Source organism: Streptomyces sp. DSM 116795 (assembly GCF_055792905.1).
On sequence record NZ_CM147707.1, the window covers coordinates 1,687,478 to 1,706,038 of the forward strand.

Annotated in this window: 14 protein-coding genes; 3 read left to right on the forward strand and 11 right to left on the reverse strand. The window is 71.4% G+C overall.

Annotation, left to right across the window (positions count from 1 at the left end; all coding sequences use genetic code 11):
* Positions 1-96: 96 nt before the first annotated feature.
* Positions 97-873, reverse strand: a complete 777-nt coding sequence (locus tag ACSMXX_RS07115) for a metallophosphoesterase (RefSeq protein WP_473183195.1) — start codon at positions 871-873, stop codon at positions 97-99.
* A gap of 113 nt (positions 874-986) precedes the next feature.
* On the opposite strand from ACSMXX_RS07115, the gene ACSMXX_RS07120 reads away from it, so the two are divergent.
* Complete coding sequence (locus ACSMXX_RS07120; protein WP_473183196.1) at positions 987-1,358, forward strand: nuclear transport factor 2 family protein; 372 nt, start codon at positions 987-989, stop codon at positions 1,356-1,358.
* Between the two features lie 107 nt (positions 1,359-1,465).
* On the opposite strand, the gene ACSMXX_RS07125 is transcribed toward ACSMXX_RS07120, so the two are convergent.
* The 3 genes from ACSMXX_RS07125 to ACSMXX_RS07135 all read right to left on the reverse strand — a co-directional run bounded on the left by ACSMXX_RS07125 (position 1,466) and on the right by ACSMXX_RS07135 (position 7,285).
* Positions 1,466-2,920 carry an aldehyde dehydrogenase family protein gene (locus ACSMXX_RS07125; RefSeq protein WP_473183197.1) on the reverse strand — a complete coding sequence of 485 codons (1,455 nt, stop codon included), beginning with the start codon at positions 2,918-2,920 and terminating at the stop codon, positions 1,466-1,468.
* Positions 2,921-3,153: 233 nt separating this feature from the next.
* The gene (locus ACSMXX_RS07130) at positions 3,154-4,923 is read right to left on the reverse strand and encodes a PucR family transcriptional regulator (RefSeq protein ID WP_473183198.1); all 1,770 of its coding nucleotides are present in this window, start codon (positions 4,921-4,923) and stop codon (positions 3,154-3,156) included.
* A gap of 61 nt (positions 4,924-4,984) precedes the next feature.
* On the reverse strand, positions 4,985-7,285 hold the full coding sequence (locus tag ACSMXX_RS07135) for a type IV secretory system conjugative DNA transfer family protein (protein WP_473183199.1): 2,301 nt from the start codon (positions 7,283-7,285) through the stop codon (positions 4,985-4,987).
* Positions 7,286-7,586: 301 nt separating this feature from the next.
* Between ACSMXX_RS07135 and gabT the strand changes: the two genes are divergently transcribed.
* Complete coding sequence (gene gabT, locus ACSMXX_RS07140) at positions 7,587-8,936, forward strand: 4-aminobutyrate--2-oxoglutarate transaminase (protein WP_473184672.1); 1,350 nt, start codon at positions 7,587-7,589, stop codon at positions 8,934-8,936.
* A gap of 327 nt (positions 8,937-9,263) precedes the next feature.
* Positions 9,264-9,926: a phosphatase PAP2 family protein gene (locus tag ACSMXX_RS07145; protein WP_473183200.1), complete on the forward strand. Its 663-nt coding sequence runs from the start codon at positions 9,264-9,266 to the stop codon at positions 9,924-9,926.
* A gap of 155 nt (positions 9,927-10,081) precedes the next feature.
* Here the strand turns inward: ACSMXX_RS07145 and ACSMXX_RS07150 are convergent, their stop codons facing one another.
* The 7 genes from ACSMXX_RS07150 to ACSMXX_RS07180 form a co-directional block, all read right to left on the reverse strand.
* Positions 10,082-10,807 (reverse strand): C39 family peptidase, encoded by a 726-nt coding sequence (locus ACSMXX_RS07150; protein ID WP_473183201.1) that lies wholly within the window; start codon positions 10,805-10,807, stop codon positions 10,082-10,084.
* Positions 10,808-11,233: 426 nt separating this feature from the next.
* A complete protein-coding gene (locus ACSMXX_RS07155; RefSeq protein ID WP_473183202.1) occupies positions 11,234-12,691 on the reverse strand; it encodes an NAD(P)/FAD-dependent oxidoreductase in 1,458 nt (485 codons plus the stop codon).
* Positions 12,688-13,479, reverse strand: coding sequence for an ABC transporter permease (locus ACSMXX_RS07160; protein WP_473184673.1), 792 nt, complete (start codon positions 13,477-13,479; stop codon positions 12,688-12,690). The genes ACSMXX_RS07155 and ACSMXX_RS07160 overlap by 4 nt, the downstream gene beginning before the upstream one ends.
* A 77-nt stretch (positions 13,480-13,556) precedes the next feature.
* The gene (locus ACSMXX_RS07165; protein ID WP_473184674.1) at positions 13,557-14,441 is read right to left on the reverse strand and encodes an ABC transporter permease; all 885 of its coding nucleotides are present in this window, start codon (positions 14,439-14,441) and stop codon (positions 13,557-13,559) included.
* 101 nt (positions 14,442-14,542) lie between these two features.
* The gene (locus ACSMXX_RS07170) at positions 14,543-15,685 is read right to left on the reverse strand and encodes an ABC transporter ATP-binding protein (protein ID WP_473183203.1); all 1,143 of its coding nucleotides are present in this window, start codon (positions 15,683-15,685) and stop codon (positions 14,543-14,545) included.
* Between the two features lie 12 nt (positions 15,686-15,697).
* Positions 15,698-16,948, reverse strand: a complete 1,251-nt coding sequence (locus ACSMXX_RS07175) for an ABC transporter substrate-binding protein (protein WP_473183204.1) — start codon at positions 16,946-16,948, stop codon at positions 15,698-15,700.
* A gap of 68 nt (positions 16,949-17,016) precedes the next feature.
* Positions 17,017-18,531 carry a gamma-aminobutyraldehyde dehydrogenase gene (locus ACSMXX_RS07180; RefSeq protein ID WP_473183205.1) on the reverse strand — a complete coding sequence of 505 codons (1,515 nt, stop codon included), beginning with the start codon at positions 18,529-18,531 and terminating at the stop codon, positions 17,017-17,019.
* Positions 18,532-18,561: the final 30 nt, after the last annotated feature.

Below are 18,561 nucleotides of genomic sequence, written 5' to 3' on the forward strand. Positions count from 1 at the left end.
ATGCGTACCAGGGTCCCGGCAGCAGGTTCGCCGCGCGGGCGCCGGGCGGCTCGGCGTGCGCGGTTCCCGTCCGCGGGGCGCCGGCCGCGGGGCCGCTCAGGGGACCGCGCGGAAGTGCGTCGTCAGGCGGCCCTCGTCGTCGTGGATGTGGAACGCGAACATCGGGGGCAGGGCGTAGTCGATCGGCCCGTCCTGCTCGCCCTCCCACGGCATCTTCAGGGTGGAGACCACTCCGGGGGCGGCGACGAGGGGCAAGCCGGCGAAGGACGTGACCGCAGGCGTGTGGCTGTGGCCGCACAGCAGCGCCGTCACGTGCGCGTGCCGTTCCAGTACGGCCGCGAGCCGGTCCTCCCCGAACTGCCGGATGGGGTCGACGTACTGGCCGTGCAGCGGCAGCGGCGGATGGTGGAAGCAGACGAAGACGGGCCTGTCCCGTGGCGCCCCGGCCAGGGCGGTGTCGAGCCACGCGAGAGTCGCGTCGTCGAGCCGGCCCTCGCCACGGCCCGGGATGCTGCTGTCGCACATCGCGAAGGTGGCACCGGGCAGGACGTGGAGCTGGTTGACCGGTGAGTGGTCGGCCGGGTCGGCGGGGTCGCCGCCGAGCAGCGCTTGCCTGTAGGGCCCGCGTACGTCGTGGTTGCCAGGGCAGTGCAGCGGCGTGTGCCGGGAGCCGTCGAGCAGCTTCGCGGCCTCCTCGTACTCCTGCGGTGTGCCGTGGTCGGTGACGTCGCCGGTGAGGATCACCGCGTCCAGCTCGCCGGGCAGCGCGTCGAGATAGCGAAGCACACGCTCCGTGCGCTCCCGCGCGCGGGAGCCCCCGTCGCCGCGGTCCTGCCCGATGTGCACGTCGCTGATGTGCGCAAAGACGAACAACTCTGCTCACTCTCTCCGGTGACCCGTTCCGTGGCAGCGGACACCAGCCTACGGCGGCAGCGGCGGCGCTCCTCGGCCCTGTGCGGGGAGCATCCTTCTGATAGGACAGAGGCATGCAGGTCGAACCCGGCGAAGACGCTGTAGACATCTTCCTCGCCGCCTTCAACGCGTCCAACCAGGCCTATGTGACCGAACTGCTGTCGCGCGCGCTCACGCAGGACGTCGTCTTCTGGGGGCCGTTGGGACGCAGCGTCGGCGTCGAGGCCGTGGAGAACTTCATCAACGAGCTCCGCGCCCACCCGGAAGGCCCGGGGAGGGTGACCCGTACGACAGTGGTGGACGCCCCCGGCGAGTGGGCGCGCTACAGCTGGAGTTACCACAACGAGGCGGGCCAACTGCTGCTGACGGGAACCGACATGGTGCACCTGCGGGACGAACGCATCGATCAGATGGTCGTCTTCGCCGGAGACCTCGCCGGCATCTGAGCGGAAGCGGTACGGGCGGTCGCCGGGGCTCGCTTCGTGAGCCGCGGCGACCCTCGCCCTGTACGTTCCTGCGCCTGTGCCCGAAGACCGACGCGCGGGAGCCGGCGCTACAGATCCAGGCCCGTCAGCACCATCACGCGCTCGTAGGTGTAGTCCTCCATCGCGAAGCGCACGCCCTCGCGGCCCACGCCCGACTGCTTGGCGCCGCCGTAGGGCATCTGGTCGGCGCGGTAGGACGGGACGTCGCCGACGATGACGCCGCCCATCTCCAGCGCACGGTGGGCACGGAACGCGGCCTGGATGTCGTGCGTGAACAGGCCTGCCTGAAGGCCGTACTTGGAGTCGTTGGCCGCGGCGAAGGCCTCCTCCTCGCCCTCGACCTTCGTCAGCGACATGACCGGCCCGAAGACCTCCTCGCAGCCGATCTGCGTGTCCGCGGGGACGTTCTCCAGCACCGTCGGCGCGTACGTGGCGCCCTCGCGCTCGCCGCCCGTGAGCAGCTTCGCGCCGCGCGAGACGGCCTCCTCGACCCAGGACTCGACGCGCTTGGCCGCGTCCTCGCTCACCAGCGGTCCGACGTCGGTGGCCGGGTCGGACGGGTCGCCCGTGCGCAGCGCCTCGATCGCGGTGACGACCTTGGGCACCAGACGGTCGTAGACGGAGGAGTCGGCGATCACACGCTGTACGGAGATGCAGGACTGGCCGCCCTGGTAGTTGGAGAAGGTGGCGATGCGCTGCGCCGCCCAGTCCAGGTCCTCCTCGGAGGAGAAGTCGCCCAGCACGACCGCCGCGCCGTTGCCGCCGAGCTCCAGGGTGACGCGCTTGCGCGGGGCGGAGTCGAGGATGGACCAGCCGACGGGCGCGGAGCCGGTGAAGGAGACGACCGGCAACCGCTCGTCCTGGACCAGCTCGGGCATCCGGTCGTTCGGCACGGGCAGCACGGACCACGAGCCGGCCGGAAGGTCCGTCTCCGCGAGCAGCTCGCCGATCAGCAGCCCCGACAGGGGCGTGGCCGGGGCGGGCTTGAGGATGATCGGCGTGCCGACGGCGAGCGCGGGCGCGACCTTGTGGGCGCACAGGTTGAGCGGGAAGTTGAAGGGCGCGATGCCGAGCACCGGTCCGTACGGGAAGCGCCGGGTGTAGGCCAGACGTCCCGTGCCGCCGGCGTCGGAATCCAGCCGCTGCGCCTCGCCGCCGTTGAAGCGGCGGGCCTCGTCGGCCGCCCACCGGAAGACGGAGACGCACCGGCCGACCTCGCCGCGCGCCCACTTCATCGGCTTGCCGTTCTCCGCCGAGATCAGCGTGGCGATCTCCTCGGAGCGCTCGCGCACGCGGTTCGTGACGTGGTCGAGGGCGGCGGCGCGTACGTGCGCGGGAGTCGCGGAGAACTCGCCGGCGACGGCGGCAGCGGCGGCCACGGCCTCCTCGACCTGGGCCGCGGTGGGAAGGCTGATGCTTCCGACGAGCCGGCCGTCCCAGGGCGAGGTGACATCGAGCGTGGCGTCGCCGGTGGCCTCACGCCCGGCGAGCCAGAACGCGTGCGGGGAAGTCGCTGTCGTCACTGCGGAGCCGCCCTTCGGAATTCGCGGGATCAGATGAATGCACGAGAGATGACACGTGAGAGATGACGAGTGGCTGACGGCCGTGATCAGTGCCGGGCCGCACTCGTCGGCTCTTCTGCCAACGGTAGGGCCTGCGAAGACCTGTCCTTCTTGTCCGGCGCGTAGCAGTCGCCGCTCGGCACACACCGGTTTGTCACGGAGACCTGGCCTGGCCGGCCCGTTCCTCGTGCCCGTCAGCCCGTCGCCTTCAGGGCCAGCCACAGCTCCATGCGTACGTCCGGATCGTCGAGGGAACGCCCGAGGATCTCCTCGACCCGCCGCATCCGGTAGCGCAGGGTGTGCCGGTGCACGCCCAGGTCGGCGGCGGCCGCGTCCCACTGACCGTGCCGCGAGAGCCAGGCCCGCAGCGACGCGACGAGATCGCCCCTGCCGTTCGCATCGTGATCGCGGAGCGAACGCAGCAGACCGTCGGCGAAGGCGCGTACGGCGTCGTCGGCGAGCAGCGGCAGCACCGAGCCGGCGGCCACGTCCTCGTGCTCGACGAGCGGAGCGCCACGGCGGCGGGCGACCGACAGCGCCTGGTCGGCCTGCTTGAAGGCGACTGCGGCCGCCGCGAGCCCGGCCGGCGCAGAGACCCCGATGACGAGTGCGTCCTCGGAGGCGGACGACGAAGCACCGCCCGCTGTACGGGAGCCGCCGGGGCCGGAGGCGCCCACCGCCTCGGCGCAGGCCGACGCGTACTGAGCGCACGCCGCGACCGCGGCTCCGCCGTCGGAGGCGAGTACGACGAGACGGCTGCCGTCCGGCACGACGAGGACCGCCTCGCCGCTGCGCGCGGCGGCCGTCTCGATGAGGTCGGCGAGCTGTTCGAGGGGCCCGGGCAGGTCCTCTGCGAGACCGTCCGGAACGGGCACCGGCACGGCCGAGGACTCGGTGACGGTCACGACGGGCAGGTTGCCGCCCCCCGGACCGCGTCCGTTCACCGCGGCCGCGGCCGCCGCCTGACCGGCTTGCCCTGCTTGCCCGTTCGCACGCCCGCGGGACGAGGGGCCGGCGGCCGGCTCGGCCACGATGACCCGCATCGGGGCGTCCAGCAGCCCGCCGTACAGGCATCCGGCGACGGCACGCGCATGGTCGGCCTCGCCGGAGAGCAGCATTCTCATCACCGCGGCGCCGAGGCGCTGTTCGGCTTCCTGAAGCGCTCTCGACCGCTCCATCGTCAGTGTCAGCAGCGCGATCGCGGAGTGCACGGCATAGCGCTCGGCGGTGCCGAGCGGAGCCGCCGTACCGACCGCGAGCACGGCCTTCGCGCGCCGCCCGCTGCCGACCGACTGCAGCTCGACGCGGTCGTCACCGGCGTCCGATCCGCTGACCACGGCACTCGCCGGTGCCGGCCGGTCGCGCAGCCGCTCGGCGTCGGCGACGAAGCGGGCGGCACGGCGGACGGCCCACGCCGGCGCGGTGGCGACCATGGCACCGGAGGCGTCGTACAGCGCGGCCCAACCGGCCACCTCCGAGGCGAGCTTGGTGAGCAGAGCCGCCGGGCCTTCCTGCGACAGGGCCGCCCGGGTCATCTCGCGCTGCGCCTCGAAACCGGCAGTGACAGCGCGGTACTGCTCGGCCGCTATGGCGGCGGAGACCGCCTTGCTGATGGCGATGAAGGGCGTACGGCGCGGCACTTCGAGCAGCGGCAGCCCGGCCTCGCGGCACGCCTCGACGAGCGCGTCCGGCACCTTCTCGTAGTTGACCCCCGCGGCGAAGCCCAGTCCGACCACGCCCTTTTCGGTGAGCCGGTCCACGTAGGCGCGCATGGCCTCCGGGTCCTCGGCGTCCAGCTTCAGGGCCGTGACGAGCAGCAGTTCGCCGCCGTCCAGATAAGGGGTCGGGTCCGCCAGCTCGCTCGCGTGCGCCCAGCGCACATCGGTGTCCAGCCTGTCCTGCCCGGTGAGCACGGCCAGCCGGAGTGCGGAGTGCTGTACGAGCGAGGCAAGAGTGGGTGGCATAACAAGCCTCACGGTACAGGCGCCCGGCTCATTTCGGTCATTCCCGAAACCATTACCGTACTCACTCCCCCAGCTCCGCCAGGATCGGCGGCGTCCGCTTCCCACGGACCGTGGTCAGCGACAACACAGCGTGCCCGGGCGGCAGATCGTTGGCGAGGTCGGAGGCGGACCAGCGCTCGCGCTGGACCCTTCGTACGGTCACCGACTCGGCGGTGACGTGCCTGCCCGTGGCCAGCCTGCGCACCGCGTGCATCATCTTGGTGAGCGGCTCATCGGAGACGAGCTGGCGGTTGGTGACGTCGCGGGTCTCGACCCACTCCGTGCCCCACACCTCCGCGAAGTGCTCGGCGTCCCACGGAGTGACGCCCGCGCACACCATCCGGCAGCCGACCGCGCCCAGCAGCGGACCGCGCAGCCGCGCGGGTACGTCGTCCAGCGCGCGCAGCGTGAGCAGCACGCCGCCGTGCGCGGAGCGGACCCGCTGCAGGCCGCGCAGTGCCTGCGGGGTGACGGTCTGGGCCGCGTCGTCGAGGACGAGGCCCGCGAAGAGTGACTGGTCCTCGCGTGCGGCCGCGCACTCGGTGAACTGGGCGAGCACGAGCCGCGCGAGGATCCGCGACGCCTCCGCGTGGCCGCTGCCGGGCAGATCGATGCGGACGCGGAGGGGCTTCTCCAGGGCACGCAGCGAGAACGGCCGGGGGGACGGCACCCCGCTGCCTTCGCCGGCCGGGCCGTCGGCGCCCTCGGGCACGAAGAAGCCGGAGAAAGCGGGCCTGTCCAGCAGCGCGATGCGGTCCGCAAGAAGCGCCGGGGCGTCGCCGGCGCGGCCCGACTGCCGTCCGTACGCGTCGAGTTCGCGAAGCTGCGCGGCCAGCCCGGCGTCCTCGAGAGCGGTGCGCAGCTCGTCGAGCGCGGAGGCGGAGCCGTCCAGCAGCTCACGCAGCTCCGGTACCGCGGGGAAGCGGCCGTGCACGGCACGGAAGGGACCGATGAGCTGCGCCAGCGCCGTCGCGGCGCGGCGGCTGTCACCGCCGGGGAGCGCCTCGGTCAGATCTCCGACGAGCGCTTCCGCGAGCATGCCGGCGGCCTCGTCGGGGTCGTGCGTACCGCCGTAGAGGTCCAGATCGTGCGAGGAGCCGGAGTGGCCGACGCGCACGACGACGTCGAAGGACTCGTCCGGCGCGAGCCGCTCACCGTGTGCCGTCACCGCCACGACGGCGGCCTGTCCTGCGAGTGCCTGCAAGCAGAGGGATTCGGTCACGGGCCGGGCCAGGCGCTGGGTCTTACCCGAGCCGGGCGGTCCGACGGCGAGCGCCGAGGTGCCCAGCAGCGACGGCTCCAGGGCCATGCCGGCGCCCCGGTAGCCCAGTGGGTTCCGTTCGCTGTCGGCGGCGGTGCCGATGCGGACCTGACCGACGCTCAGGTCGTGCCGTGCGGACCGGCCGTGCGGAAGGTCGCGGCGGCCCGAAGGATGCACGCAGGCCCCCGCCCCGTGCGCGAGCACGGTCTCGACGAAGGCGGGGAGCCGGCCCGGGCGCGTACGTACGGACTCCCATGCGCGGTGGATACGGGCGTGGTCGACGTCGTTCATGCGGCCGTCGCGCACCTCGGAGGCGAGCAGATCGGCGGCGCTTCCGGCACCGTGGGCGCGCAGATCCGGCCACTCGACGGGGTCGGACTCGGGCGCGGGAGCCGGGACCGGAGGCACGGCGCCGGCGCGCCTCTCCGCCCTCCTGCGCGAGCTGCCCCTGCCGGTGAGGCGTGCACGCGCCCGGCGGGCCAGCTCCGGCCAGTGGCCCAGCCGTCCGAAGACGACGGCGAGGGCGGCGATGATGAGGGCGGAGTAGACGATCACGGCGACTCCGCGTGCGCCCTCCCCCGCGGAGTCGGGCATCACCGCAAACAGGGGCCACATGTAGTACTGGCCCAGATAGCCGTTGGTGAGCAGCGACCAGATCAGCCAGGCGATGAGGAACGAGACCAGCGCACCGCCGAGCAGCTGACGCGTGGGGACCCGGCCCGGGTCCTGTTCCGGCAGGGGCCGGTAGCCGTGCCGCCAGATGCCCGGCTCGGCCTCGGGGCGCGGGGTGCGCAGCCAGTCGGCGAGCCGGTGACTGGCGCCGGGTGCGCGCGCGGGCCTGGGCGGCTCGGCCGGCCGCGGCGGGTCACTAGGCGGACGCGGGGACGTCTGCCGGGGCGCCTGCCGGGGCGGTTGCGGGGGCGCCTGCTCGGCGGGCGGCCGGCCGTCGGCCGCCTCACGGTCCTGCGCGCTCCCCTGGCGGGGCAACCCGGTGCCGGGCTCCCCCTGCGAACCCTGTGCGCTGTCCGCACGCTGCCCCCGGTGCGGAGACTCCATGTCCATGTACTGCCTCTACCCTTGCCCGGCCGGTGGGTCCCGCCTCGTCACGGCGCCCTGGTCCCTGGTCCCTGCTCCCGGTCCCAATCTAGCCGCCGGAGGAGGGAGTTGACCCACCCAGGGCGGCCCGACGGGCGGCCGTGACCGTCGCGTACGGCCGGTTACCGCACCTCCGTGCCTATAGCCGTGACGGCCAACACGACACGGGCACTTCTCCGCACCGGTGCATGTCCCGCCCTCGTCCCGGCCTCTAGCCTGCGAAGGACGTGCAGACCCCTTCGTCCTGAGAGAGAGCGCTATGAGCACGATGACGGAAATGTCCGGTGGCCCTGCCCTCCCCCAGGAGCGCCGAGTCGTCACGTCCGTCCCGGGGCCGAAGTCCCAGGAACTGATGGCCCGCAAGCAGGCCGCGGTGGCCGACGGCATCGGCACCGTGATGCCCGTCTTCGCCAAGCGTGCCGGCGGCGGCGTCCTGGAGGACGTCGACGGCAACTCCTTCATCGACTTCGGTTCCGGAATCGCCGTGACCGGCGTCGGCAACAGCGCCGAAGCGGTGGTGCGCCGCGCGAGCGCGCAGCTCGCCCAGTTCACCCACACCTGTGTGATGGTCACGCCGTACGAGCCGTACGTGGAGGTCTGCGAGGAGCTCGCCCGGCTCACCCCCGGCGACCACGCCAAGAAGAGCGTGCTGTTCAACTCCGGCGCCGAGGCCGTTGAGAACGCCGTCAAGATCGCACGTGCGTACACCAAGCGTCAGGCCGTCGTCGTCTTCGACCACGGCTACCACGGCCGTACGAACCTCACGATGGCGCTGACCTCGAAGAACATGCCGTACAAGCACAGCTTCGGCCCCTTCGCGCCCGAGGTGTACCGGATGCCCGTCGCCTATCCCTACCGCTGGCTGACCGGCCCCGAGAACTGCGCCGAGGAGGCCGCGGCCCAGGCCATCGACCAGATCAGCAAGCAGGTCGGTGCGGAGAACGTCGCGGCGATCCTGATCGAGCCGGTGCTCGGCGAGGGCGGCTTCATCGAGCCCGCGAAGGGCTTCCTGCCGCGCCTCGCGCAGTTCGCGAAGGACAACGGGATCGTCTTCGTCGCGGACGAGATCCAGTCCGGCTTCTGCCGTACGGGCCAGTGGTTCGCCTGCGAGGACGAGGGCATCGTCCCGGACCTGATCACCACCGCGAAGGGCATCGCCGGCGGGATGCCGCTGGCGGCGGTCACCGGTCGCGCCGAGATGATGGACGCGCCGCACGTCGGCGGCCTCGGCGGCACCTACGGCGGCAACCCGGTGGCCTGCGCCGCCGCGCTCGGCTCCATCGAGACGATGCGCGAGCTGGATCTGCCCGCCAGGGCGAAGCGCATCGAGGAGGTCATGAAGCCGCGGCTGCAGAAGCTGGCCGAGCAGTACGACGTCATCGGGGACGTACGGGGCCGCGGCGCCATGCTGGCGATCGAACTGGTCAAGCCCGGCGGCAAGGAGCCGGACCCGCAGGTCACCGCCGCGCTCGCCAAGGCCTGCCACGAGAACGGGCTGCTGGTGCTGACCACCGGCACGTACGGCAACGTGATGCGTTTCCTGCCGCCCATGGTGATCGGCGAGGACCTGCTCGACGAGGGCCTCGACGTGCTGGAAGGCGCCCTCGCGGGTCTGTGAAGCACGGTGCGGAAACCGTTCGGCGTGAAGAATGTGTGCGAGGCCGATGGCCGGTACGTAATCCGGCTGTCCGGCCCCGCTGACCTGCCGTACGGTTTCGGTATTCGGGTACTTCGGAACTCCACTCCGGATTCCCGGCCCGAGCCCGTCTCTCCCCAAGACAGGCCGGGTAGTGCCCTGGCGCACGCTCCTCACCGATCGGGGGACCGCTCGCTCCACACCCCCCGGGGCTCGCGGAATGCCGCCGGTCGATACGGCCGCTCCGGAACTCTCCCCCCTGTTCCGGGGCGGTCGGTTTTTCATCTCACGCTCTGCGCGCTGTGCTGCGTGCTGTTCGCCCTCGTCACCTGGCAGGTCGCCGTCGACGGGCCCCTCGTCGGGGTGGATGTGCGCCTGGGCGACGCGCTGCAGCGCACCTCCCCGCCCGCCCCGGTGGCCGAACTCTGCGCGGATCTGGGCAACTTGGCCGTCGCGCTGCCGGTGCTCGCCGCAGCGATGACCTACGCGGCCGTGACGGGAGGCGGGCGAGGGGGACACGGCGGCCCAGGTGCGCGCCACTGGCTGCCGCCCGTGTACGCGGGGCTGGCGCTGGCGGCAACGGCCCTGGCGGTCAGCGTCGTCAAGGTGTGGCTGGGCAGGCCCGGGCCGCCCGGCGGCACCAACTACTACCCGTCGGGTCACACCGCCACGGCAGCCGTCGCCTTCGGCGGTGCGGCGCTGCTCTTCTCACTGACGGCCCGGCGGCCTCCGTACTGGCCGCTGCCCATCACCGCCGCGCTGCTCACCCTGGCGTGCAGCGCGGGCCTGGTGTGGCGCGGCTACCACTGGCCGCTGGACGTGGTGGCCAGCTGGTGCCTCAGCTGGGTGGTGCTGACGGGGGCGGTCGCCGTCACTCTGCGCGGGCTGCGTGAGCCGTCGGTCTCGAAGTCGGATCCGGGGCCGTCGAAGCGGAGCGGGCGGGGCGGGCCGAGCGGGCCGAGCAGGCGTTGAGGCGCGAAGACGGGAGAGCGCGAAGACGGGGAAGCGCCCGCGAGTCGCCGCGGAGAAGCCGTACGCCGGGCCGGAAGACCCCGGCCACAGGGGGGTAGGGGCCGGGGCGGGAGGGCCCGGCCCGGCGTACGGGGCGAGGGGACGCCGTCACCGCGTCAGGCCGCGTAGCCCTTCGGCGGGATGAGGGACGCGAGCTGATCGAAGGAGAGCCAGTAGATCTGGTTGCCGGAGAAGGAGGCCGGGTCCGCTATCAGCACGGACCTGTTGGCGTCGTCATAGCCGATGACCGTGAAGTAGTGGTAGATCGTCTGGTCCGGCGGATAGCCGGGAGGCTGGTTGCCGGGCGGCGCGACGATATTGGTGACGAGCGGGAAGTTGCCGTCGATGCCCCCGACGATGTCCTGCCACAGCACGTCCTTCTGTTCCTGCGACGGCGGGTCGTCGGGCATGTACTTCGACTCGTAGTCGCTGCCGCCGAGATTCGCGTTGAGCACGCCGGTGACCTGCTTGATGTCGTCGGTGCCGTTCTCGGTGGTGCCGAGCTGGGCCGCCAGGTCGGTCTGGCTGGGCGGTCCGATGCGCGCGGACAGGGCGATACGGGTCGCGGCGGGGCCGCACCAGTAGCCGGTCTCCTGGACCTGGTACTCCACTTCGAGCGTCTTGGAGGCCTTGGTTTCGCTCGCCTCCGTGCGCACCGAGGAGCCGTCACGGCTGACCTCGACCGGGGCCGCCGACGCTCCCGGCTCGGCGGCGATCCGCGAAACCGCGGCCCCATGGGACCCGTCCGCGACCGCCGTTCCGGGGGCGGCCAGCAGCCCCGTGGCCGTCAGCGCCACCGTCACCGCCACGGCTCTGGCCCTCGATCTGCACCTGATACTCATTCAGCTGCTCCTCAGTGGGGGGTAGTTGAGGGGAGCATGCCATCAAGGCGGTACGCGGGGGCAGAGGTCTACACATGTTTCAGCGGCCCCACCAGTGACGACGCGTTACACGGGCCGCGGGCCGCAGAGCGCGAGTGCCCGGGCCGTCTTCGCCCGCGCGGCGGGCTGCGGCTTTCGCGGCGGCGCCGCCGGGCGCACAGGCGCTCCGGCTCACCCCAGCGCCTCCGCGCTCCTGAGCGCGCTGCGCCGGAGGCCGGAAACACGCGGCCGGCGCAGCAAGAGGGTCCGGCGGGTATCCGCGGTCGCGGGCGCCGCCGGACCGCGAGGCCCGGCGGAACCGCCTTCGGAACCCATGAACAGGTCTGCCGCGGAGATCTCAACTCCCACGAGGCGGCGCAGTGTTCGCGCGCAGGCTCGGGGCCGCGCTCAGCTGTCGAAGCCCATGCCCGTCGCGTCCATCGCCTTCAGCCACAGATTGCGTCGCCCGCCTCGCGCGTCGGCGCGTGCCAGCGACCACTGCGTCAGGGCGATGCCCGCCCACCGCACCGGCTCAGGCGGGAACGGCAACGGCTTCTTGCGGACCAGTTCCAGCTCCGTACGCTCCGTGGACTCACCGCCGAGCAGGTCGAGCATGACCTCGGCGCCGAAGCGGGTCGCGCCCACGCCCAGCCCCGTATAGCCGGCGGCGTAGGCGACCCGTCCGCCGTGCGCCGTTCCGAAGAACGGCGAGAAGCGCGAGCACGTGTCGATCACACCGCCCCAGGCGTGGCTGAAGCCCAGCCCCCTCAACTGCGGGAAGGTGTCGAAGAAATGGCCGGCCAGCTTGCGGAAGGTCTCGGGCCGCTGCTCGTACTCCGCGGCGATCCTGCTGCCGTAGTGGTAGAGGACGTCGTAGCCGCCCCACAGGATGCGGTCGTCGGCGGTGAGCCGGAAGTAGTGGAAGTGGTTGGCGCTGTCCGCGAGCCCCTGCCGTCCCTGCCACCCCACGGCGGCCCGCTGACGCTCGCTCAGCGGCTCGGTCATCAGTGCGTAGTCGTAGACGGGCACGATGTACGGGCGCAGTCGCCGCAGCAGCGACGGGAAGGCGTTCGTCGCGAGGGCGGCCCGCCGGGCGCGGACGCGTCCGTAGGGGGTGCCCACCGTCACCGCGTCGGCGGCGGCGGTCAGGCCGCGCGCCGGTGTGTACTCGTAGACGCGCACGCCCGCCGCCAGGCAGGCGCGCTTGAGCCCCCAGGCGAGCCTCGCGGGGTTGAGCATGGCGACGCTGTGGCGGAACCACAGACCGGCGAGGAAGGCGGGCGAGTCGACCTGTTCGCGTACGGCGGCTCCGTCCAGGAAGGTCACGCGGTCGCCGAGCCCGTGCCGCCGTGCCTGCTCGGCGGCTTCGCGCAGCTCCGCCACCTGGTGCGGCTCGGTCGCCGTCTCGATTTCGCCGGTGCGTTCGAAGTCGCAGTCGATGCCGTGGCGTTGCACGGCCTCCCCGATGGCGTCGAGGTTCGCCATGCCGAGGCGTTCCAGGGTCTCGATCTCGTCGGGCCAGCGGGCGAGCCCGTTTGCGAAGCCGTGGGTGAGGGAGGAGTCGCAGAATCCGCCGTTACGGCCGGAGGCGGCCCAGCCGGTCTCCTTGCCCTCCAGCAGCACCACGTCGTGGGACGGGTCGCGCTCCTTCGCGATGAGCGCCGTCCACAGGCCGCTGTATCCGCCGCCGACGACGAGCAGGTCGCACTTCGTCTCGCCCGCGAGGGCCGGCAGCGCCTCGGGGCGGTGCTCCGGGTCGTCCAGCCAGAACGGGACGGGCCGCGCGCCCGCGAGCGACCGTACGGCCTCGGACTCCCGCTCCCCGGCCGCCGGGCCTGCCCCGGGTCCGTGGGGCCGTGCCGTCACGCCTGCCTCCTCCGGCGGCCGGCTGCGATCCTGCCGCCGAGGACGATCGCGACCGCGATCAGGAACATCGCCGTACCGATGACGTTCACCTGCACCGGGACGCCGCGCTGTGCCGCTCCCCAGACGAACATCGGGAAAGTGACCGTAGAAGGGCCGGCGTTGAACTGCGTGATGATGAAGTCGTCGAAGGAGAGGGCGAAGCTGAGCATCGCGCCCGCCGCGATGCCGGGAGCGGCCAGCGGCAGCGTGACCCGCAGGAACGTCTGCAGCGGCCCCGCGTACAGATCACGCGCCGCCTCCTCCAGCCTCGGATCCATGCTCATCACGCGTGCCTTCACCGCGACGACCACGAAGCTCAGGCAGAACATGATGTGTGCGATCAGGATGGTGACGAAGCCGAAGGCGACCCGTGTGTTCAGGAAGAGCGTGCCGAGCGAGGCGCCCATGACGACCTCGGGCATCGCCATCGGCAGGAAGATCAGCGCGTTGCCGGTGCCCTTGCCGCGGAAGCGGTAGCGGGCGAGAGCGAACGCCGCGAACGTGCCGAAGGCGGTGGCGAACACCGTCGCCAACAGGCCGACCTGCAGGCTCAGTCCGAGAGATCCGCACATGTCGGCGACGCCGCACGGGTCGGTCCAGGCGTCGGTGGAGAAAGTGCGCCATTCGTAGTTGAAACGGCCCGCCGGCTTGTTGAAGGAGAAGAGCATGATCACGACGTTGGGCAGCAGCAGATAGACCAGCGAAGCCGCACCCGCGAGGACGACGGCGTTGCGGCGCAGCCAGCGCAGCGGCACGGAGCCCGGCTTCCTCGTTGGAGCCGGGGAGGTCTGCGCGGAAGCTGACGGGGGGACGGTTGGGGCGCTCATCACACGAGTTCCTCCGTTCCGGCCTTGCGCATATAGACACTGACCGCGATCAGGATGATCGCCATGAGGATGAACGACATGGCGGCCGCAGCCGGGTAGTCGAGGACGTTGAGGAACTGCTTCTGGATGGCGTTGCCGACCATCTGCGTGTTCGGCGAGCCGAGCAGCTGGGCGTTGATGTAGTCGCCCGAGGCGGGGATGAAGGTGAGCAGCGTGCCCGCGACCACACCGGGGAGGGAGAGCGGGAAGGTGACCTTCCGGAAGACGGTCGCCGGCCTCGCGTACAGATCCCGTGCCGCCTCGTGCAGCGAGAGGTCGATCCGCTCCAGCGAGCTGTACAGCGGCAGGATCATGAACGGCAGGAAGTTGTACGTCAGTCCGCACACCACCGCCAGCGGGGTCGCCAGCAGTCTCTCGTCGCCGGTCAGGCCCAGCTGGCTCGTGACGTCCAGGATGTGCACCGACTTCAGTACGCCCACGACCGGGCCGGAGTCCGAGAGGATCGTCTTCCAGGCGAGCGTACGGATGAGGAAGCTGGTGAAGAAGGGCGCGATCACCATCACCAGGAGCAGTCCGCGCCAGCGCCCCGCACGGAAGGCGATCATGTACGCCAGGGGGTAGCCGATGAGCAGGCAGAGCAGGGTGGCCGCGGCGGCGTAGAGGAACGAGCGCAGGAAGTGAGGGGCGTAAGTCGCCAGCGCCTCGGTGTAGTTGGTGAAGTCCCAGGTGACGCGGAAGCCTTCCTCCAGCGAACCGCTCTGTACGGACGTCGAGGCCTGGTAGAAGAACGGCGCGACGAAGAAGACGGCGAGCCAGAGCCCGGCCGGAAGCAGCAGCCAGTACGGCGTGAGGCGGCGCCGGGGACGCGCGGTGACGTCTGCCACGGCCCCGCCCGACGCCCCGGAGGAACCGGAAGGGCCGGAGCCGCGCGGCCCGGGCCCGGACGGCGGCGGGGCGCCCGCGGATGCCGGAGCTGTCGACGCGGTCACAGCGAGTCCTCCACCGTGCCGGCGTCGGCGTCCTGGGCGGCGTCCAGCGCGAAGGTGTGCGCGGGCCGCCAGCGCAGGACGACCTCGGCGCCCGGCGCCAGACGGGCGTCACGCTCCACGTTCTGTTCGTAGACGCTGAACTCCGGGCAGACGGGGGTGTCGACGACGTACTGCATGGAGACGCCGAGATATCCGGCGTCGCGTATGCGGCCGGTGAGCCGGTTGTCCGCGCTGCCGTTCCCGGTGCCGGTGTCCGCGTCCTCGGCATGCGCGAGCGTGATCTTCTCGGGGCGTACGCCGACGAGCACCTTGCCGCCCGCCTGCGGGTTCTCCACCGCGCACCGCTCCGCGGGCAGCCGCAGCGCGGTGTCGTTGCCGACGGCCTTGAGCAGCAGGTACTCCCCCTCGGTCTCGGTGATCTCCGCCTCGATGAGGTTGGAGGTGCCGAGGAAGTTGGCGACGAAGGTGGAGCGCGGCCGCTCGTACAGTGCGTCGGGGGCGTCGAGCTGCTCGACGCGTCCCGCGTTCATGACGGCCACGGTGTCGGCCATCGTCATGGCCTCCTCCTGGTCGTGCGTGACGTGGACGAAGGTGATGCCGACCTCCGTCTGGATGCGCTTGAGCTCCAGCTGCATCTGCCGGCGCAGCTTGAGGTCGAGCGCGCCGAGCGGCTCGTCCAGCAGCAGCACCTGCGGCCGGTTGATCAACGCGCGGGCGAGCGCGACGCGTTGCTGCTGCCCGCCGGAGAGCTGACGCGGCTTGCGTCCCGCCAGCGGTCCCAGCTCGACGAGTTCCAGCATCTCCTCGACCTGCTTGCGCACGGACGTGATGCCGCGGCGGCGCAGCCCGAAGGCGACGTTCTCCGACACGTCGAGGTGTGGGAAGAGGGCGTAGTTCTGGAACACGGTGTTCACGGGGCGCTTGTGCGGCGGCAGCCCGGTGATGTCCTCGTCGCCGAGCCGGATGCTGCCGCCCGTCGGCTCCTCGAGCCCGGCGATCATGCGCAGGGTCGTGGTCTTGCCGCAGCCGGAGGCGCCGAGCAGCGCGAAGAAGGAGCCTTCAGGGATGGTCAGGTCCAGGGGATGCACGGCGGTGAAGTCGCCGAAGACCTTGCTGATTCCGGTGAGCGTGATCGTCATGGCCGATGCCCCCTAGGCGCCGATGAGCTTGGCGAACTTGTTCTCGTAGCGGGCCTGTTCCTTGTCGGACATCGGCCGGAAGGCCTTTCCGCGCTCTGCGGTCTTGGCATCGGGGAAGATCAGCGGGTCCTCTGCGAGGTCCTTGTCGATCTTCTCCATCTCGGCCTTGGCTCCGGAGACCGGGCAGATGTAATTGACCCAGGCGGTCAGTTCTGCGGCCACCTTGGGGTCGTAGTAGTAGTTGATCAACTCCTCGGCGTTCGCCCGGTGCCGTGCCTTGGCGGGTACGAGCAGGTCGTCGGTAGCGAAGCGGTAGCCGCTCTCCGGGATGGCGAATTCGATGTCCGGGTTGTCGAGCTTCAGCTGCACGATGTCGCCGGCCCAGGCCAGACATGCGGCGATGTCGCCCGAACTCAGCTCGTCGATGTAGTCGTTGCCGCTGAAGCGTCGCAACTGCTTGCGGTCCACGGCCTTCTGTATCCGGGCGATGGCCCTGTCGAAGTCGTCGCCGTCGAACTTCTCCGGATCGATGCCGAGGTCCAGCATCGTCATCCCGACGGTGTCCGTCATCTCGGTGAGCATGGACACCTTGCCCTTGAGCGACTCGTCCTCCAGCAGCTGGCTGACGCTGGTGACCTTCTTCCCACCGGTGGCTTTCTTGTTGTACGCGACGACGCAGGCGATCCCCGCCCACGGGTAGCTGTACTGGCGCCCCGGGTCCTGCGCGGCCGTACGGAAGCGGTCCTCCAGGTTGGCCACCGCGTTGGGCATACGAGCGGGGTCCAGACGCTGCGCCCAGCCCTGGCGGATCAGGCGCCCGGCCATCCAGTCCGTGAGGCACACCAGGTCACGGCCGGTGTCCTGGCCGGCGGCGAGCTGCGGCTTGATCTTGCCGTAGAACTCGTTGTTGTCGTTGATGTCCTCGACGTACTTCACCTTGATGCCCTGCTGCCGCTCGAAGCGGTCCAGCGTGGGGCGCTTCTTCTTGTTCTTGTCGTCGACGTCGATGTAGAGGGGCCAGTTGGCGAAGTTGAGGACGCGCTCCTTCTTGGAGTGGTCGGGGGTGTCCTCGGGTTCGCCGCCGCGGCTGCCCGCCGCGGGCGGTATGCCGCACGCGGCGAGCGCCGCGCCGCCCATGGCCAGGGGGCCGAGGCGCAGCAGCCGGCGGCGGCTCATGGCCGCGCGTCCGCTGGTCTGGCTCCGTTCCCAGGCCTTGCGCACGGGCTCCGGCAAGCCTTCGTACAGCTTCGGGTCCAGGTCCATCGGGGCTGCCTTCCGGTTGAGGGACGGGGAAGGAAGTGCGGGTGGGTGCGGGGGCGCCGCGAGCGGTGTCAGCGGTCGCCGAAGACGGTGCGGTGCCAGTCCTTGCGCGCCTGTGCGGTGGTGTCCTGCATGACGTGCTTGAGCTGTGTGTACTCCTCGAAGGAGTAGGCGGACATGTCCTTGCCGTAACCGGAGGCCTTGTAGCCCCCGTGCGGCATCTCGCTGATGATCGGGATGTGGTCGTTGATCCAGACGCAGCCCGCCCGGATCTCGCGCGCCGCGCTGCCCGTACGGAAGACGTCGCGGCTCCAGGCGGAGGCGGCCAGCCCGTACGGGGTGTCGTTGGCCAGTGCGATGCCCTGGTCGTCGGCGTCGAAGGGCAGCACCGTCAGCACCGGCCCGAAGACCTCCTGCTGGACGATCTCGCTGTCCTGGGGTGCGTCCGTGACGAGCGTGGGCAGATAGTAGGCGCCCTTGGCGAGTTCACCGCCGGGCGCCTCGCCGCCGGTGACGACGGTGGCGTATGAGCGTGCCCGCTCCACGAATCCGGCGACGCGGTCGCGGTGCGCGTGCGAGACGAGGGGGCCCAGATCGGTGCCGGGTGCGAAGGGGTCGCCGACCCGTATCTCCCGCATCAGGCCGGCGACGCCGCTGACGAACTCCTCGTACAGCGGCCGCTGTACGTACGCCCGGGTCGCGGCGGTGCAGTCCTGGCCGGAGTTGATCAGCGCTCCGGCGACCGCCCCGTGCACGGCTGCCGCCAGATCGGCGTCGTCGAAGACGACGAACGGCGCCTTGCCGCCCAGCTCCAGATGGAGCCGTTTGACGGTGCCGGTCGCGATCTCGGCCACGCGCCTGCCGACGGCGGTCGACCCGGTGAAGGAGGTCATCGCGACGGACGTGTGTCCCACCAGAGCCTCGCCGGCGTCCGCACCGGCGCCGGAGACGATGTTGACCACTCCGTCCGGGATGCCGGCCTCGCAGGCCGCCTCGGCGAACATCAGCGAGGTCAGCGGGGTGAGTTCGGAGGGCTTGAGGACGATTGTGTTGCCCGCGGCGACGGCCGGGAGGATCTTCCACGCGGCCATCTGCAGCGGGTAGTTCCAGGGCGCGACCGAGCCGATGACGCCGAGCGGTTCGCGGCGCACGTACGAGGTGTGGTCGCCGCTGTACTCGGCTGCGGCGACGCCCGGCAACTGGCGTGCGGCGCCCGCGAAGAACGCGACGTTGTCGAAGGAGCCCGGTACGTCGAATTCCTCGGAGAGCTTCAGCGGCTTGCCGCACTGCAGCGACTCGGCGTACACGAACTCCCCGGTGCGCTCCCGCAGCAGGGCCGCCCAGCGGTGCATCGCGTCCGAGCGTTCGCCCGGGGTCGCTCCCGCCCACTCCGGCAGCGCCCGCCCGGCCGCCTCCACGGCCGCGCCGACGTCGGCGGGGCCCGCCAGTTCGTACCCGAGCACGCCCTCGCCCGTGGCCGGGTCGAGGACGGTGTGCGTCCGCCCCGAGGATCCGGATCCGAGCCGGCCTGCGGTGAACTGCGCGCCCGCTGCGAACCGTGAGGACACGTCGAAGCGCTGGACCATCGGGCTCTCCTGCCAAGGCGGTGCGTCAGC

Coding starts and splice junctions, on each gene's coding strand:
- ACSMXX_RS07135 (WP_473183199.1), bottom strand. CDS start 7,285: ATGGACATGGAGTCTCCGCACCGGGGGCAGCGTGCGGACAGCGCACAG.
- ACSMXX_RS07180 (WP_473183205.1), bottom strand. CDS start 18,531: ATGGTCCAGCGCTTCGACGTGTCCTCACGGTTCGCAGCGGGCGCGCAG.
- ACSMXX_RS07130 (WP_473183198.1), bottom strand. CDS start 4,923: ATGCCACCCACTCTTGCCTCGCTCGTACAGCACTCCGCACTCCGGCTG.
- ACSMXX_RS07120 (WP_473183196.1), top strand. CDS start 987: ATGCAGGTCGAACCCGGCGAAGACGCTGTAGACATCTTCCTCGCCGCC.
- ACSMXX_RS07170 (WP_473183203.1), bottom strand. CDS start 15,685: ATGACGATCACGCTCACCGGAATCAGCAAGGTCTTCGGCGACTTCACC.
- gabT (WP_473184672.1), top strand. CDS start 7,587: ATGACGGAAATGTCCGGTGGCCCTGCCCTCCCCCAGGAGCGCCGAGTC.
- ACSMXX_RS07150 (WP_473183201.1), bottom strand. CDS start 10,807: ATGAGTATCAGGTGCAGATCGAGGGCCAGAGCCGTGGCGGTGACGGTG.
- ACSMXX_RS07175 (WP_473183204.1), bottom strand. CDS start 16,948: ATGGACCTGGACCCGAAGCTGTACGAAGGCTTGCCGGAGCCCGTGCGC.